Here is a 16,762-nt window from a genome sequence, read left to right as displayed (position 1 = left end):
CCAGATAAATGAAATTACGAAACAGATTGACCATCCTGGGTGTACTCCCGCTGGTACTTTCAATCAGCATTATTGCATATATGATATTTCAAATTGTAAATATCCAAAACTCGGCAAAGGATGATGTGAATGTATTAACCGCCACTGAATCCTTGAATGGCAGTTTGATCGTCACAAAGCAATCGCTGGCGAACTATGCTTTCACATCATCTGATGCCAATAAATCCGAAGTCCTTTCTCTGCTGGCCGGCACGGAAGAAGAAATGAACAATCTTGGACAGCTCATTAAAGATGGGAAGAAAAGGGACACACTTTCCAAGGCTGCAGGCAAATTCGGAGAGCTGAAGCAGGCAGCCGAACAGGCTCTGAACAGCCAGAATACAGCAGAAGTAAAAAGACAGTCGATGAGGATTTCAGGTGTCCTGAATGATATGCACCTATTGAAAAAGCAAACCAACGAATGGTACGATGGCATACTAAAGCAAACAGAAGAAAAGATTGCCTTTATTATTATGTCATCCGTAATTGCCTCTGCCCTTCTGATTGTATTGTCAATCGGTCTTTCCTGGTTCATTTCCAGCAGGATCATCAATCCGATCAACATGGTTGTCAAAGATGCAGCGATGGTGGCTGCTGGAAACTTAACCATACAGCCAAGGACTGCAGGAAAAAACAGTAAATTCGAAATCGATCTTTTGCAGCAATCATTCGCTGATATGGTACATAACCTCAGGCAGACAGTCCTGTCAGTCGATTCAATCGGCGGCAGGGTCGAAACATTCACTGACGAAGTAAGCGTCCATATGCAAAGCCTTACAGAAAGCAGCAATCAGGTTGCCGTATCCACGGAAGAACTTTCACGGGGTAGTCAATCCATTTCTGAAGATATCAGCTCTGCCGCAGAAATGATGAACGCGATGGGAGAGGAATTCAGCAAAAATGTAGAAGAAAGCAATCTATCGGTCCAATCCAGCAAAGAGGCGCTGGAAATGGTTCAGACAGGAAAGGCCACTATTGATAAACAGAAGGCTTTCTCAGAACAGCAATCCCAATCTTCCCAAGACATCATGCTATCAGTGGAGCAGTTCGCACAATACACGGATGAAATCGATCAGGCAGCCGTTTCGGTCAAAAGCATTGCGGACCAGACCAACCTCCTGGCTTTGAATGCAGCAATCGAAGCTGCAAGGGCAGGTGAAGCAGGCAAAGGGTTTGCTGTAGTTGCAGAAGAAGTAAGAAAGCTTGCTGAAGACTCTTCTCGAGCTACCGAACGGATCGGGAAAATGGTCATGAATATCAAAGAAGGAATCGGTTCCATCATTGAACTTACCAACAATGGGAACAGACTCTCTCAGAATCAACTTTCCTCCATGGCGGAAACCGAGAATGCATTCGAGAATATTTCAGATAAAATCAGTATTGTGTATCAGCAGTTGAATACTCTTGTAAAAGGCATGGAACATTCAAATGAAATGACGGCGAGAGTCACTTCAGCAGTTGAGAATATTTCCGCTGTTACCGAAGAAACAGCCGCCGGTACGGAAGAAATTTCTGCATCGACTGAAGAACAGCTGAACTTCTTTACCCAAATGAATGAAAAGGTTGGACAGCTTCATCAGATGACAGAAGAAATGAACAAAGAACTCAGCAAGTTTACATTATGATTTAGAGAGCCGTCCCTTTTTTAATAGGACGGCTTTTATTCTGGCTTTTCAGCTGGAGTGCTGCTTCCGCATAACTCCCATGCCATAATTCCCCCGGGTTATCTATGCTTCCTCTCTGCAAAAGAGCAGCTCCTTTTGGTTATAAGTATCTTGAGTAAAATAATTCATATACTTTTGACTATCATGGTCATTTAGGAATAATTCAGGCTTACATAAGAACCCATTCCCATGCTCTGATGCCCCTTCAAAACCCTAATTATTGCCATTACAACTTTACAGCCAGTTTAAGTTTCATTGACACACAAATTTCGACATACACCATTTCTTCATTCTCCATGCCGGTTAAATATTGATAAGACAATAAAAATACCTGCTACATGGTACACGCCATTTTGTAACAGATTGTAACAATTAATTTCTGGTAAATTTATCCGTGACAATAACCGTCAAAAATCTCCTATAATTTATGAAGTATATGTAGATAGATTTTCAATCTCAAAATGTATTAAACATGAAATCAAGATGACGACTAACAGTTGGAGGAATAAATATGCTTTCAAATACGGAAATAGGTATTGATTTAGGTACTGCTAATATCCTGGTATACAGCAAGAATAAAGGAATCATTTTTAACGAGCCGTCCGTTGTGGCAATCGATACGGAAACAAAAACCGTCCTTGCTGTAGGGACTGAAGCAAAAAGCATGATCGGGAAAACACCAGGAAAGATCGTAGCAGTAAGACCGTTAAAAGACGGGGTTATCGCTGACTTTGATGTTACAACAGAAATGTTGAAGCAAATCATGAAAAAAGCAAGCAAACAGATCGGCTTATCCATCAGAAAGCCGAGTGTTGTGGTTTGTACGCCTTCAGGAGCGACTTCTGTAGAAAAAAGAGCCATACAGGATGCAGTCAAAGGAAGCGGCGCGAAATCTGTCACGCTGATTGAAGAACCTGTTGCAGCTGCAATCGGAGCGGATCTGCCAGTGGACGAGCCGGTAGCCAATGTAATCGTTGATATCGGAGGCGGCACAACTGAAGTTGGCATCATCTCATATGGAGGGGTCGTATCCTGCAACACAATCCGGATCGGCGGTGACCAGATGGATGATGATATCATTCAACACGTACGCAAAAAATATAACCTGTTAATAGGTGAACGTACTGCGGAAACAGTGAAAATGGAAATCGGCTACGCCTTGATCCCTCATGAAACCCTGACAATGGATATCCGCGGAAGGGATCTTGTGACTGGCCTTCCAAAGACAATAACTCTGGATTCAAACGAAATTCAGGAAGCACTGAAGGAATCCCTTCTTCACATCCTGGAAACCATCCGTGCTACATTGGAAAACTGTCCTCCGGAGCTGAGCGGGGATATCGTGGACCGAGGAGTCATCATTACTGGAGGTGGCGCCCTCCTTGGCGGTATGCAGGAATGGCTTTCTGAAGAAATAGTCGTCCCTGTCCATCTTGCTCCGAATCCATTAGAATCTGTTGCCATAGGAACAGGACGTTCACTTTCTGTCATTCACAAACTGCAGAAGGTTGCAAAATAAAATCCTTATCAAGGCCCTGAAAACCAGAAATGGTTTTCAGGGTCTTTTTCAAAGCCTCTTTTCGTAAACTTTGTTGCTATTCAATATAAATTTCAACTAATATCCTCCTGGTAAATCGCCGTATAAACAACGGTGAGCAGGGAAGAAAAGAGCTGCTCGTTCTTTTTCGAGAATAAAACCTTTAAATTCAGGGGAAAAATCCGGCGCCCGGGATTTTTCCGAAAGCAACAATATATGCGAAAACAGCCTTTTCAAAATAAACGGCTGAATAAAAGAACCGGCTGCACAGCGTCCTGCAGCCGGTCATGAAGATGAAAGGAGGTTCTTCACAATACATAATATGTATTGAAAGCAAACGTGCTTGTACGTCTAACTATTTTTTTGAATTAATGAGAATTGGGCATATCCTGAGCGACCATACTACTAGTAGTAACAGGAAAGGGTGATGGTCCATGCTCGAACACCAGGTGGAAGACTTATTTGATTTCTATGGATACAGTGATCTCTACAGACGCTTCCGGTATCCACTATTTGTTTCCGGACTGCTTGATAAGGCGAGTACAGAAGAACTTGAAGATTTCTTTGAGAACTTTTCCTTCCATGACCGCCAGCCGCTTTTCGATGAGTTCCGCTACTGGTTTCAATATTTTCTTGTAACAAGAAAGAGCTTTACTTAAGGTTTAGGTGGAGTCACGATCCCTGCCTGGCTGATGCGAGCTGTTCTATTTGTACCCCTGGCTATGTCTTGTTCATCTCTTATTTTGGACGCTCCATGCCTTCTGCACGCCTCTTCTCTTTTGTCCATCTTTTGTTTTGGACACTGCAGACCTTCTATATGCCTTTCCCCTCTTGTTCATCACTGGTTTTGGACACAATAGTCTTTTATGAATTTGGCTCAGATAATAAGGATTTTGCAAACTGTTCCTTCTGGAAAAATCCTTATGGCCCGGATCTTTCCCCTATACCTGATATTTCACTTCCCAACAGTAAGGCTATAGCAGCAAATTTCACGAAATGAGCCTTGAATAAAAAAGAAAAAGCCTTAGCTGTAGGCTTTTTCCTGGTAAAAGTAATTTGGAGACTTCCATTCATTTTCATAGCTTCGATGAAAAACATGTGTGGCAGCCGGCGAGACCGGGGGGATGAGCCATGACCAATCTCCGGTAAGTTCTCTGCCGCACTGTTTTTCCTTGTTTTCAAAAACCTTGAATTGCTGTGCGGCTGTATGGTGATCGACAATACTGATTCCCGCTTCTTTGAAAGAATGAAGCACCGCTATATTCAATTCCACTAAAGCTTTATCCTTCCACAATGATGATGTTCTGGAGGTATCAAGCCCCATGCATCCGGCCACTCTCGGCAGCATATCATAGCGGAATTCATCAGCAAGGTTCCTCGCCCCTATTTCCGTTTCCATATACCAGCCGTTAAAAGGTGCCGCTTTATAAGAAATCCCGCCAATCTCCAGCCTCATGTCGGATATGATCGGGACACCATACCATTTCAGCCCAAGGTCATGGAACCAGTTATATTCAGGATGCCTCAATGGAACTTCCAGTACATCCTCATGATTGAGGTCCTTCCAGTGCGGTTTCCTTTCTCCTATTTGAACCACCCAAGGCAATATATCGAAATGGGTTCTTTTCCCTTCCCATCCCATCTCTTCGCACTTTCCGGTGAAATCGATTGAGGCAGGGTCCCCTGTTACTCCAAGCACATCTTTATATCCAGCATATCTTATTAATTGATGATTCCAAATCCGTATGTCGGGTCTGCCCGGCATTGAAGGACGGAAGATAGTGATAGTCGGACGGATTTTCCCTTTATTTGAGGCATATTTCAGATGGGCATCCATCTCTGTAAAGATCTCTTCTTCGGTAGCAGCCTCCCTTGCATCCCTGACATGCATGGTGTCCCAAAATAGTCTTCCGATACAGCGGTTACTGTTCCTCCAAGCCATTTTCGCGCCATGTTCCAATTCTTCATATGTATGGGTATAAGTGCCGCTCTTATTGATTTCTTCTTCAATTTCTCTTTTTCTAAGTTCGGATTGCCCCGTGGTTTTTCCAAGTTCTTCATAACATATATTGATAAATGAATAGGCTTCTTCAAGTAGCTGTTTCATCCAAACTCCCTCTCAGTTTAATCTTTCCACAATTATATCATTTGCCTCTATCATTTATTGATTCGTGTTGTGTTCATTTATCAACAATTCTCCTTGCCTATAATGGGATTAGCTGAAAATAAAAAAAGAACCGCAGTTTTTCACTGCGGTTCTTTTGTCTTAGTCATGCCTCTTATGCTTATTAAGCAATTCCTTCAGCATATTGATGATTGTTGCGCGTTCCTCGTGATTGAAAGTGGCAGTCCACTCTGTGATCAGCTTGTTCTCGTCAGGATGAAGCTCTCTCTGAAGTCCGTCCACTAGTATTTCATGAATTTCATCAAGTGTCTCTCTTCTATTTCCTCCGCGAATTTCTTCCATGATGTCAAACCTCCAGTCCTTTTATTCCGGTTATTCCCTGATTAAGAAAGCCCGAAACTTTCGAAGCACACTGACCTTCATAGAAGAAGCTCCAGGGAAGTATACTTTTCTTCCCTTTCCTTTTCTTTCTCCTCTTTTTCAGCAAAAAGCTTTTGAAGTGCTTCGAGATCTGTCTCCTTAGCAAGCTGCTGGTCTATTGCAGAAATTTCCGTTTCAATCTCAAGAAGTTCCTCTTCAATTGAGTCGATGGAAACCTGGTTCTTTCCGTGATGCTCCTTGACCCGGATTTCCCTGCTGATTGGCACATCAGGCTTGCCGGCCGGCTCCTCCTTCAACTGGAATTCTGCCAGCTTTTCTTTTGCCCAGGAGTAGCTCCCAGGAAAGCAATACAGTTTTCCGTTGTGAATCCAATAAGTCTTTTCAAACAGTTTATTTAAGAAATATCTATCATGTGAAACAGCTAATATCGTGCCGTGAAAGCCTTCAAGGGCGTCTTCCAGGACCTCTCGGGAATCGATGTCGAGATGGTTTGTCGGTTCATCGAGAACAAGAAAATTGATATCCTTATGCATCAGCTGGGCCAGCCGCAGACGCATCTTTTCCCCTCCGCTGAGCTGGCCGACTTTACGGAACACTGCTCCTCCGTAAAACAGGAATCCTGCAAGAATATGCCTTGCTTCTCCCTCGGTCACTGATACTTCATCCCTGAAAGCATCAATCAACCTCCTGTCGGGATCTGCGGTAGTGAAATGCTGTGACAAATAGCCGATCCTGACATTGCTGCCCAGTTTGACTTCTCCTTCATCATGCTGCATTTCCCCTAACAGCATTTTGATGATTGTAGATTTCCCAGTTCCATTTTTACCGACAATAGCTGTACGGTCCTTAAAATGGACATCGAGGGATGCCTCTTTAAAAAGGATTTTTTCGCCGAATGATTTTTTGGCATCTTTCATGCTGAAAACCACTTTACCGCTGCGGTCTCCATTTTCAAACTCCAGCCCCATCTTCTTCCGCTCCAGGACAGGCCGTTTCAGTTTTTCCATTCTTTCGAGGGCGCGTTCCATATTTCTTGCCCTTTTATGAAGGGCAGCGTTCGGCGGATTTGCCTGGTTTGCCCATTCTTTCAGCCTTTTGATCGCTTCCCTCATCTTTTTGATCTTTTTTTGCTGCTCCTGGTACTGTTGGAATTCAAGGAGAAGCTTCTCTTCTTTCTCCCTCACAAATTGAGAATAGTTGGCATGATAAAGGCAAACCTCCCCATCCTCCAAGTCAATGACTTTATTTATCGTTTCATCGAGGAAGTAGCGGTCGTGCGAGACGATCATCACCGAACCGCTGTACTCTTTCAGGAAGCCTTCAAGCCATTCCACTGCTCCGATATCCAGATGATTTGTCGGTTCATCCAAAAGCAGCAGGTCAGGCTTTTTCAAAAGGATCAAGCCGAGACAAACCTTGGTTTGTTCCCCTCCGCTGAGAGCAGTAAACTGCTGGTCCATCAGGCCGGTGATTTCAAGGCCATTCGCCACCTTGGCTATTTCAGACTCTATTTCATATCCTCCGCCGAGCGTGAATTTATCCTGTATCTGTCCATACTCTTCCAAAAGCCTTTGAAGTACTTCCGGGTTACTTTCGGTACCCATTCTGGTTTCCAATTCCTTTAATCTGGCTTCTATCCCGATAAGGTCCTGAAAAGCAGATTTCAGTACATCTTTGGCTGAAGTGCCTGCTTCATACTTCGGAATCTGCGACAGGTACCCGATCCTTGCTCCCTTTTTGGTATGGATTTCACCTGTGTCCGGCTGTTCGACACCGGCTATCAATTTGAAAACAGTCGTTTTTCCGGTTCCGTTCCGGCCGACACATCCGATCCTGTCTCCTTCATGGACCTCAAATGATAAATTCTCAAAAACAGAGTTTCCTCCGAACATTTTGCTGATCTGCTGTACGCTGCATATTATCATAATTTTTCTATCCTTTCTTCTCTCATTAATTTAATGAGCAAGAGGATCTCAGAAGTATATAAAAAAGCCATGTATAAGTAAGACCTATACCATGGCTTTTTGAATCCGGGCATAAAAAAAGGAAAGCGTGACGCGCTCTCCCCCCGTTTCTATAAAAAGTGTGGGTATTGAGACCTCTTACCGTTCTGTTCTATATGGAATTGCTAAAAAAGGGCATACGTATCCCGTTGAAAGCAAAACCATGAAAAATTGCACGACAAATGTAGATGTATTCTAAAAATTGACCGTGCAACCCGACAGAACTTTTCATCTCAATACACACCTCCTTAAAATCTTTAGTATATCCATAGTATAAATTTTTCGAAAACTATAATCAAGGGGTTTCTGTAAAATAAGCAGTCTGCCCAAATCCTTTACCCCTTTAAAGCGATGGGGGACAGTCCCCCATCGCTTTAAAGCACTAAAAAGGACTTGCTCCTCATGAGCAAGTCCTTTCCATTCAAACCAGGCGCTTGAAATTCTGGCCCAGTATTTCATTCATATTGTGGACTGTAATGAAAGCAGTTGTGTCCACTTCCGTGATGAATCCCTTAAGTCTGGAAAAGTCCTTCCTGCCGAGAATCGTTGTAATGACTTCTTTACTATCGGAAGTGAATGCCCCTTTGGCAGTATGGATTGTAGCTCCTTTTCCAAGTTCTTTAACAATGTACGTGCGAATTTCATCGCTTTGATTGCTGATGATCACCACTTCTTTGTTTGTATTGAATTGCTGAAGCGTGTAATCAATGACAAGTCCATTCAGGATAACTCCGAAGAAAGCATACATTCCGACCTGTGTCCCAAAGAGGAAAGTGGAAGAAAGAGCAATCGCCAAATCGGAAAAAAGCACTGCACGGCCGATTTCAATATTAAAGTATTTATTCAGGATCATGGCAATGATATCCGTTCCGCCGGTTGAAGCCTTTTGATTGAACACCAATGCCATACCTGTTGCAGCGATGCACTGCCCGATGATCAACTGAATAAGGATGTCCTCGCTCAGCGGGGCTTTCAATGGTGCAGCTGTCTCAAGCAGCCATACATATCCTGAGAGAGCAAAGCTGGCATAGACCGTCTTTGCCCCAAAGCTGAAGCCCAGGAATATGATACCAACAATAAATAGTACAATATTGACCATAATCATGAACATACCGATCGACACGCCAGGCATGACAGAATTCAGCAGGATAGATAACCCGCTGACTCCCCCTGTTGCCAAGTTATTAGGCGATAGAAAGAAATGAACATTCACCGCAACAAAAAATGCCCCGAGATTCATTAGTAGAAATGACATCAGCTTTTTTTGCATCACTGCAACCTCCTTTATATATATGATGATGAATCGATTGATTTTTTCTTAGACAACGGGATTATATAGGTCACAAACACCTTTGTAAAGGGGTATCATCAAGGTTTAACTATTGAAAAAATTGCAAAGGTTTACATTGGTAATCCGCTCTATTTCCCTTAAGGATTTTCACTATTCGTTACAGTATTTCTTCCTCATCTTTGGATTTAGTGATTCAAGATGCTGCCCAGACCTGCCGGCTGCCCAAGCCATCCTGGACGTCCATACTGCAAGCCTTTAATAATTTCCGGTACAATTAAAAAAACCATCCAAAATAGGATGGTTCAATCAAATTTATCCTGCTGCCTCCACACCGCTGCCGCCCTTTTCTTTACGGGCAATCCGGACAAGGAGATAAACAAGCGGTGTATCGACCACAGCAACGACAAGCTTAAACAGATACTGTGTCCCTATCAGTACAAACAAAGCCCCGAGAGGCATCGTACCAAAGAATGCAATAGTGATGAAAATCACTGTGTCGGCAAGCTGGCTTAACAAAGTAGAGGAGTTGTTGCGGATCCATAGCTTATCAGTCCCATGCTTGGCTTTTAATTTATGGAATACAGAAACGTCCAAATTCTGGCTGACAAAGTATGAAATCAGGCTTGCCAGCGTGATGCGGAAGCTGCCGCTCAAGATTGATTCGAATTCCGCCTGCATCCCAAAGAAGGGGGCCGCGGGCAAATTGATGGCTGCCGCGATGAATACAAGAGCAAAGACCTGTGTCAGCAGGCCTGCGCGCACCGTAGACCGTGCAGCATCTTTTCCGTATACTTCACCAATGACATCAGTGATCGGATACGTAAATACATAAACAATGACAGCTGCCGGAAGAACCGCCCATTCACCAAGGCTGAAAAGCTTCACGGCCAGGATATTCGAAAGGATAAGCAAACCAACGAAAAGAGAATTTAAATAGATAAGCATTCGCCGGCCTCCTTAACGATTATCGATGGTTTCCGGGTAAAGGTCATGATTCATCATGCGATACTCCGCCATCTTCTCAAACTTCGTACCCGGCTTGCCATAATTGCAATAAGGGTCGATGGAAATTCCGCCTCTTGGGGTGAATTTTCCCCATACTTCGATATAACGGGGGTCCATCAATTCAATCAGGTCATTCATGATAATATTCATGCAGTCTTCATGAAAGTCACCGTGATTTCTGAAACTGAATAAATACAACTTCAGCGACTTACTTTCAACCATTTTAATATCCGGTACATAGCTGATATAAATCGTGGCAAAGTCAGGCTGCCTAGTTTTTGGACATAGGCTCGTGAATTCCGGGCAATTGAACTTTACGAAGTAATCCCGGTTTGGGTGCTGGTTTTCAAATGTCTCCAGCACTTGAGGAGCATACTCAAATAAGTAGTCAGTTCCTTGGTTTCCTAATAGTGTAACATCTTGAAGTTCTTCATCTTTTCTTCCAGACATAAAAAAAATCCTCCCTTTTATACAACCTATAAGGAGAATCCACAGCCAACGTATATGATGAGACAAACAAAAAACCATATCCTTCATGGATATGGCTACAATTGTAAGTCTCATCCATAGTTTTTTATAGAGGGTTTGGGCTATGAACCTCTCCTGCGATAGGAAACTATTTAATTCAATATCTACTATAGTAGTGGAGCCGCATTAAATTGTCAATATCTAAATAAGAAACCGTTTACAATGATAATATAATAATTTTTTCCTAATAATCCCACTTCATTTAGGTTTCAACTTCTACAGAAGCGGATATATATTATTCTACGATATTAACTGATGTGGAGGAAAATTCTCATGTTCAACGGGTTAACTTTTACCATTATCTCTTGTCTATTTTTCATGGGACTGGTAGCTTGGATTTCATACATAAAAACGAAAGGATCAGTCAATGATTCCGATGGATATTTCCTTGCGGGAAGGGGGTTGACAGGTACTTTCATCGCAGGTTCCCTCTTGCTCACAAACTTGTCAGCTGAACAGCTGGTCGGATTGAATGGACAGGCATTCCGTGCCAACTTATCTAATATGGCCTGGGAAGTAACGGCTGCTTTTGCAATCATTATTATGGCACTCTACCTCTTGCCTAAATATCTTGGAAGAAGTTTTACCACCCTGCCTGAATTTTTGAGCCAGCGATACGATGAGGGCGTCCGTAAGTATACCGTTGTCCTTTTCATGCTCGGTTATGTATTCGTGACCATTCCTTCAATGCTCTACTCGGGGGCACTGGCTGTCTTAAAGTTATTCGATGTACCTGCCCTCCTTGGCATCAGCTATACTCAATCGGTATGGGTCGTCATTTGGGTCATTGGGATCATTGGTGCAATTTATGCCATATTTGGCGGATTAAAGGCTGTGGCTGTCTCAGATACCTTGAATGGAATCGGACTGCTCATCATTGGAATCCTTGTGCCGATTCTCGGATTCTTTGCTTTAGGGGACGGCAACTTGGTCGGAGGCATGAAGGAAATTGCCACCACCAACCCTGAAAAACTGAATTCCATCGGGTCGAGTGAAGATTCTGTGCCATTCTCGACCATCTTTACCGGCATGATTTTTGCCAACCTTTTCTATTGGGCGACAAATCAATATGTCATCCAGCGTACGCTTGGAGCCAAGAACTTGGCTGAGGGACAGAAAGGGGTCATCTTCTCAGGTTTTTATAAACTACTGGTTCCATTCATGATGATGATTCCCGGTGTAATCGCTTTTCATTTATACGGGGATTCTTTAAGGACAGTTGATATGGCCTATCCGACGTTGATTGCAAATATCCTGCCCACTTACTTGACCGGGTTCTTCCTGGCAGTGCTTCTCGGGGCTGTTTTAAGTTCTTTCAATTCGCTTTTGAATAGTGCGGCTACATTATTTGCACTTGATATCTATAAGCCTCATTTCAATAAAAACGCGAACGACCAACAGTTGATTTCGGTCAGCAAAAAATTTGGTATCCTATTGGCAGTCATTTCAATGAGCATTTCACCAATGCTCATGAATGCTACAGAAGGACTCTGGGACCTGATCCGTCGATTCACTGGATTCTTCAATATCCCGATTGTCGTAATCCTGCTTGTAGGCGTGCTGTCTAAGCGGATCCCTTCACTTGCAGCTAAAACCGTAATCTTTTTCCATGTGATTACGTATTACATGCTTGTCTGGGGAACCAATCAATTATTTGGCGTTGAACTTGGCATCAACTTCATCCATATTTATGGAATCCTCTTTACCATAGAAGTATTGATGATGATTGTCATCGGAAAATGGAAACCACTTGAAAAGGCTTATCACTACCAGGCAGATTCCAAGGTCGCCATGACTCCTTGGAAATATGCGCTGCCGATGTCCATCATCCTGCTTTCCAGCGTAGCGGTTGTTTATGTCATCTTCTCTCCGATCGGCCTGGCCTACAGCGAGGGTGTTGTTTCATCGTCATTCTGGCCGGTCATAGCTGGAATCGTTGTAGCAGCGGTCCTTCTTATCAAGGCTGCCCTGAAGAATTGGAACAAAAAATATTCCGGGTATCTTGAAAGAGGTTATACAAAGAAATCAGCATCAACAGTCAAAAAGGCGATTAATAAATTGACCCCTGCTTTCTCTGCCAAAAACGAAAACTGACATATAGGGTGTCCCGGAATCTTGCAAGCTCCGGGATGCCCTTTTTTATTTGAGCTTCGTCGCTTTTCATGTACTCTTAAACACACTAAAATATGAATAATACGCAGATTCTGTTAAAATAATGATAAGTCATAACAACTGGAGTGTCTCCTTTGCAAAAACAAGTGAGGAAACTAACTGAACTGGCTGTTAACGGTGATCTCCCTGAAATCCACAAATGGTATCAGGAAAACCGTGAACTGACAATTAAAACTATAGATTTCTACGAGAAGATCTTAAAACCCGTCATGGAAAGGGTCGGCAGCCTGTGGGAAAAGAATCTGATTACAGTCGCTGAAGAACACCTGGCGACAGCGAGCATCGACTATCTCATGACACAGCTGAGATACCAGCTGCTGCATCCTGAATTATTAAAGAGTTCACCTTCCATTCTCTTGTTCTGTCTCGAGGGCGAACAGCATTCCCTTGGTTTAAAGATGGTTTCTGATGTATTCAGGGAATATAAATGGAATGTGAAATTCCTTGGTTCAAGTGTTCCGACTGAAGAAGTCATCAAAACCATTGATAAATGGGAACCTGATGCCATAGGAATATCCGTGTCTCTCTCACCGCTGCTGCCTAAACTTAAAGAATGTATAAGTTTAATAGATGCACTGGAAAGAGACATTGATGTCTTCGTAGGCGGACGTGTTGTATCGCTCTACAACCTTGAAGAATTAGGAATCGACAATATCCATCTGTGTAATGACCTTAATGACATTGAAGCCATTGCATCGAAAAACGCACGAAAATCAGAACCCGTCCTTCCTAAAGGTGAACGATAATGGAAGAAATCCATTACTTACCCATCCCGATATTTATTCTGGATGCCAAACTCAATATAATCGAGTCATCATCAAGTGGAACAAAAATGATGAAAGGCTCAAGTTTTCTGGATATGATTGAAGAAGAGAGTTCAACCAAGTTCTCGAGATATTTTCACCGCCATTCCACAGGAATGCTGGAGATCAATATGAAATCTGCGACAGAATCCGGAATGCCTGATTTGCATGATGTTTATTTTCAGTTCGTGGAAAACAAACATAAGTTCTTTGTGGCTGTCATCAGTAAAGCTCAGAACTATTCTGACATTTCCAAGAAACTGGACAGAATCCAAAAGCAGCTGTGGAACCCAAATCAAGAGGAGTCTTATCAGAAACAGCTCCATCCAAGCTCCTTCCACCTTGATTCTGCAGCCGGCCAGATCCGCAAGCAGGAAATTGATATACAGGCTGCCATTCACCAGTTGAAACAGCTGCATGCTGAAATTGAAGACCTGCCTGCTGCCAGACATTTGGCAGAGCAATGTATGAGAATTGAAGAAACACTTAAGAATAATATAAAATTGTAGTGACCAATGAATGATGGAGGTTACATGATGTCCCTATTGAATGATATTCTAACGTTTAATGAAAAGTTTGTTTCCGAGAAGAGGTACGAAGATTACATCACAACAAAATTCCCTGACAAACGCCTTGTCATACTGACATGCATGGACACGAGGCTGGTTGAACTGGTAACCAAAGCAATCAATATGAAAAATGGTGATGTCAAGATCGTCCGAAATGCCGGTGCTGTGGTTTCACACCCCTTCGGCAGCATCATGAGAAGCTTGCTTCTTGCCGTTTATGAACTTCAGGCAGATGAAGTACTGGTCATCGGCCATCATGACTGCGGAATGAGCGGGCTGAATGCTGATAATGTTAAATCAAGCATGAAGGAAAGAGGCATAAGCGAAGATACCTTCGATACTCTGGAATATGCAGGAATCAACCTGGATGAGTGGCTGACCGGTTTTTCAAGTGTTGAAGAGAGCGTTGCGCACAGTGTAGACATGATACGCAACCATCCGTTGATGCATGATGAAGTTCCAGTGCATGGGCTTGTCATCGATCCCGCTACCGGCAAATTGGATCTGGTTGCTTCAGGGTATGAAACAGCCGAAGAATAGCCTAATAAAATGAGCAGCCATAATTTGGCTGCTCATTTGTTGTTATGCAGTCAAACTCTCTTTCCCTGTCCTTAAAAAGATACATACTTCCTGTACAGGAGGGGTATATATAATTAGCAGTAACTTCAAGGAAAGGAGAATCACTTGTGACTGAAGAATTGACCCTATATATAAAAGAAGCTGTAGATCGGAGCTCCATCCAAAACCTGGAGAGCCTCTTACTGAAACTTAACGGTGTGGAAAGGGCACTTGTGGATACCCAGGATGGAGAAGTGAAAATAACCTATGACACAAACCGAATTTCCAGCACAGACGTAGAAGAAACGATCCGGCAGAACGGCTTTTATTTATCGTAAAAAAAGAATCCCGCGGGATTCTTTTTTCTTGGGCTCTTGCCGGCTATAAATCTTTCTAAAGGAGCCTCATCTTAACACCGGGATATGAATAATTAATTTCAATTCATCTGAGTAAGGCTGATAATCGGAAGGATACTCTTCCAAATGTTCAAGGATCTGCTGATTCAGACTGAAGCCATTTTCCTCTATCCAGCTGTATAAACGCTGATAGGAGGCCATGACATCCGGCCCTTCATGTTCCAATACCGCATAAGTGTATGCCGGTACTTCGACAATCTCAAGGCCATACCGGATTTCTTCAATCTCACTGACTTCACTGCATAGATAATAGGTAAGTCCCCCGGTAAGATTATGGTAAGACACCCCGATTACGATTCCAGGGTTTACTTTGTTCTCAATTCCTTCAGTCACAGCTTGTAATTCGGGAAACAATTTCTGGATCCCCCCTTGTGAGGCTTCATCAAAGGTTCCCTGCCATTTAAAACCTAAAGCTTTGAACCCCTCTTTTTCAACTATTCTCGGCTTCACTTTTTCTTCTCCTCCAATTATCAATAAATAGATTTTTTGGGACCCTGTTATGGATGATACATCAAAAAAATTTCTGGCCAGCATTTTTAATACACCACTTACCCATTATCTACATATTGTATGATGAAGGAGGTGGTTGTTTTGCTATCACGCATCAAATGGCTGTCTTTCTCTATGGAAGCACTTCTGGCACTCCCTATATTCGGCGGGGTCGCTTCAGAATTAATGCCCTTTTACCTTTGCTTCGTTGCCGTATGGCATGCATGTGTATTGATGGTGTCCAAATCGGAGAATCAACCAATACTCGGAAGTGCTTTTGGAATTGTTGCTTCCTTTACTAACTTTTTCCCTTATGTACGAATTATTACACACGCTGTCACCGCATTCATCCTATACCTAGAGATCAAAAAAGCTCCGGGAATGGAGTGACCGCTGAGCCGGACCGGCAATAATGATCCGGCTCTTATTTCTTCTCTTTCACCACATGCTCCTCTATTTCGGTACTTCCATCCATTATCGCATATTGTGACCGGCCAAGATAAAGCGGAATGGACAGCTTATCAAAATCCGGGAGCCCTTTTTCATTGAATAATTCATCATCACGGTAAAATGCAGTGATACCAGCTGCAAACCAATCGTGATCTCCATATGAATTGACATCGATTGTCGTGCATTCATATGCTACATAGGCATCTTTCAAAATTGGGGCATTTGTCTTCCTTCCCCTTTCGAATCCCATTCCCCCATGTTTGAGTTTATTGATATCCAAGCCTGAATAAACCCCTGACTCTTGAATGAAACCTGCATATTGAGCAGGAAGAAAATTGATCGCAAATTCACCTGCTTGCTTTACTAAATGATGAGTATGCCTTTCCCTGCCAATGGCCACTCCATAAATCGGCGGCTCATAAGATATATAGGAATGCCAGCCTGCTGCCATGATATTGTCTTCACCATTATGGGAAACCGTCACCAAAGCAACCATACCGGGGTAACTGTGCATCACGGTTTTGTCCTGAATTGTCCTCATCTAAATCACCTCGATACTATTATCACACACTTTAGAAATATCTGTCATTTATAAAATTGATCTTTTTGGAGCCTGGGCATAATCCTGCTCTCTTGTATCAGGAATCACAATAATGTGTACGGATGATTTTTCCTCCAATATATTCTTCTTTTTACACACAAGCTAGAGGATGAGTATTTTTGAAAGTATTT

18 protein-coding genes and 1 riboswitch are annotated in these 16,762 nt (G+C 42.8%); of the genes, 9 read left to right on the top strand and 9 right to left on the bottom strand.

Annotated elements, in window-relative coordinates:
- Window positions 1–8 precede the first annotated feature (8 nt).
- The 3 genes from D3H55_RS13505 to D3H55_RS13495 all read left to right on the top strand — a co-directional run bounded on the left by D3H55_RS13505 (window position 9) and on the right by D3H55_RS13495 (window position 3,899).
- On the top strand, window positions 9–1,664 hold the full coding sequence (locus tag D3H55_RS13505) for a methyl-accepting chemotaxis protein (protein WP_119547484.1): 1,656 nt from the start codon (window positions 9–11) through the stop codon (window positions 1,662–1,664).
- A 550-nt stretch (window positions 1,665–2,214) separates the two neighbouring features.
- Window positions 2,215–3,222: a rod-share determining protein MreBH gene (gene mreBH / locus D3H55_RS13500; protein WP_119547482.1), complete on the top strand. Its 1,008-nt coding sequence runs from the start codon at window positions 2,215–2,217 to the stop codon at window positions 3,220–3,222.
- Window positions 3,223–3,674: 452 nt separating this feature from the next.
- Window positions 3,675–3,899: a hypothetical protein gene (locus D3H55_RS13495; protein WP_119547480.1), complete on the top strand. Its 225-nt coding sequence runs from the start codon at window positions 3,675–3,677 to the stop codon at window positions 3,897–3,899.
- 365 nt (window positions 3,900–4,264) lie between these two features.
- Here the strand turns inward: D3H55_RS13495 and D3H55_RS13490 are convergent, their stop codons facing one another.
- From D3H55_RS13490 to queF, 7 genes are all read right to left on the bottom strand, one after another.
- Window positions 4,265–5,347, bottom strand: coding sequence for a nitric oxide synthase oxygenase (locus tag D3H55_RS13490; protein ID WP_119547478.1), 1,083 nt, complete (start codon window positions 5,345–5,347; stop codon window positions 4,265–4,267).
- A 159-nt stretch (window positions 5,348–5,506) separates the two neighbouring features.
- Window positions 5,507–5,707: a hypothetical protein gene (locus D3H55_RS13485; protein WP_119547476.1), complete on the bottom strand. Its 201-nt coding sequence runs from the start codon at window positions 5,705–5,707 to the stop codon at window positions 5,507–5,509.
- 77 nt (window positions 5,708–5,784) lie between these two features.
- A complete protein-coding gene (gene abc-f / locus D3H55_RS13480; protein ID WP_119547474.1) occupies window positions 5,785–7,671 on the bottom strand; it encodes a ribosomal protection-like ABC-F family protein in 1,887 nt (628 codons plus the stop codon).
- 190 nt (window positions 7,672–7,861) lie between these two features.
- On the bottom strand, window positions 7,862–7,981 hold the full coding sequence (locus D3H55_RS25380; protein ID WP_338067944.1) for an RAxF-45 family protein: 120 nt from the start codon (window positions 7,979–7,981) through the stop codon (window positions 7,862–7,864).
- 189 nt (window positions 7,982–8,170) lie between these two features.
- Window positions 8,171–9,019: a YitT family protein gene (locus D3H55_RS13475; protein WP_119547472.1), complete on the bottom strand. Its 849-nt coding sequence runs from the start codon at window positions 9,017–9,019 to the stop codon at window positions 8,171–8,173.
- Between the two features lie 333 nt (window positions 9,020–9,352).
- Window positions 9,353–9,985 carry a queuosine precursor transporter gene (locus D3H55_RS13470; protein ID WP_119547470.1) on the bottom strand — a complete coding sequence of 211 codons (633 nt, stop codon included), beginning with the start codon at window positions 9,983–9,985 and terminating at the stop codon, window positions 9,353–9,355.
- 12 nt (window positions 9,986–9,997) lie between these two features.
- Window positions 9,998–10,495: a preQ(1) synthase gene (gene queF, locus D3H55_RS13465; protein ID WP_119547468.1), complete on the bottom strand. Its 498-nt coding sequence runs from the start codon at window positions 10,493–10,495 to the stop codon at window positions 9,998–10,000.
- A gap of 110 nt (window positions 10,496–10,605) precedes the next feature.
- A riboswitch (PreQ1 riboswitch) is annotated at window positions 10,606–10,652 on the bottom strand.
- 194 nt (window positions 10,653–10,846) lie between these two features.
- Here queF and D3H55_RS13460 point away from each other — a divergent pair.
- The 5 genes from D3H55_RS13460 to D3H55_RS13440 all read left to right on the top strand — a co-directional run bounded on the left by D3H55_RS13460 (window position 10,847) and on the right by D3H55_RS13440 (window position 15,013).
- On the top strand, window positions 10,847–12,667 hold the full coding sequence (locus tag D3H55_RS13460; RefSeq protein WP_119547466.1) for a solute:sodium symporter family transporter: 1,821 nt from the start codon (window positions 10,847–10,849) through the stop codon (window positions 12,665–12,667).
- Between the two features lie 152 nt (window positions 12,668–12,819).
- Window positions 12,820–13,491: a cobalamin B12-binding domain-containing protein gene (locus tag D3H55_RS13455; RefSeq protein ID WP_136035707.1), complete on the top strand. Its 672-nt coding sequence runs from the start codon at window positions 12,820–12,822 to the stop codon at window positions 13,489–13,491.
- Window positions 13,491–14,057: a hypothetical protein gene (locus tag D3H55_RS13450; RefSeq protein ID WP_119547463.1), complete on the top strand. Its 567-nt coding sequence runs from the start codon at window positions 13,491–13,493 to the stop codon at window positions 14,055–14,057. Before D3H55_RS13455 ends, D3H55_RS13450 begins: the two co-directional genes overlap by 1 nt.
- Before the next feature lie 27 nt (window positions 14,058–14,084).
- Window positions 14,085–14,657 carry a beta-class carbonic anhydrase gene (locus D3H55_RS13445; RefSeq protein WP_119547461.1) on the top strand — a complete coding sequence of 191 codons (573 nt, stop codon included), beginning with the start codon at window positions 14,085–14,087 and terminating at the stop codon, window positions 14,655–14,657.
- A 146-nt stretch (window positions 14,658–14,803) separates the two neighbouring features.
- Window positions 14,804–15,013 carry a heavy-metal-associated domain-containing protein gene (locus D3H55_RS13440; RefSeq protein WP_119547459.1) on the top strand — a complete coding sequence of 70 codons (210 nt, stop codon included), beginning with the start codon at window positions 14,804–14,806 and terminating at the stop codon, window positions 15,011–15,013.
- Window positions 15,014–15,079: 66 nt separating this feature from the next.
- On the opposite strand, the gene D3H55_RS13435 is transcribed toward D3H55_RS13440, so the two are convergent.
- Entirely contained in the window at window positions 15,080–15,541 is a 462-nt protein-coding gene (locus tag D3H55_RS13435) for a GyrI-like domain-containing protein (protein WP_168413085.1), read from the bottom strand.
- Between the two features lie 141 nt (window positions 15,542–15,682).
- Between D3H55_RS13435 and D3H55_RS13430 the strand changes: the two genes are divergently transcribed.
- Complete coding sequence (locus D3H55_RS13430) at window positions 15,683–15,970, top strand: hypothetical protein (protein WP_119547455.1); 288 nt, start codon at window positions 15,683–15,685, stop codon at window positions 15,968–15,970.
- Window positions 15,971–16,004: 34 nt separating this feature from the next.
- Here D3H55_RS13430 and D3H55_RS13425 read toward each other — a convergent pair whose 3' ends face one another.
- The gene (locus tag D3H55_RS13425; protein ID WP_119547453.1) at window positions 16,005–16,571 is read right to left on the bottom strand and encodes a flavin reductase family protein; all 567 of its coding nucleotides are present in this window, start codon (window positions 16,569–16,571) and stop codon (window positions 16,005–16,007) included.
- Window positions 16,572–16,762 lie beyond the last annotated feature (191 nt).

The organism is Bacillus salacetis, from assembly GCF_003581585.1.
Lineage (GTDB): Bacteria > Bacillota > Bacilli > Bacillales > Bacillaceae_B > Rossellomorea > Rossellomorea salacetis.
Note: the sequence above shows the minus strand (reverse complement) of the source record. Positions and strands in the feature narration are given on the sequence as shown.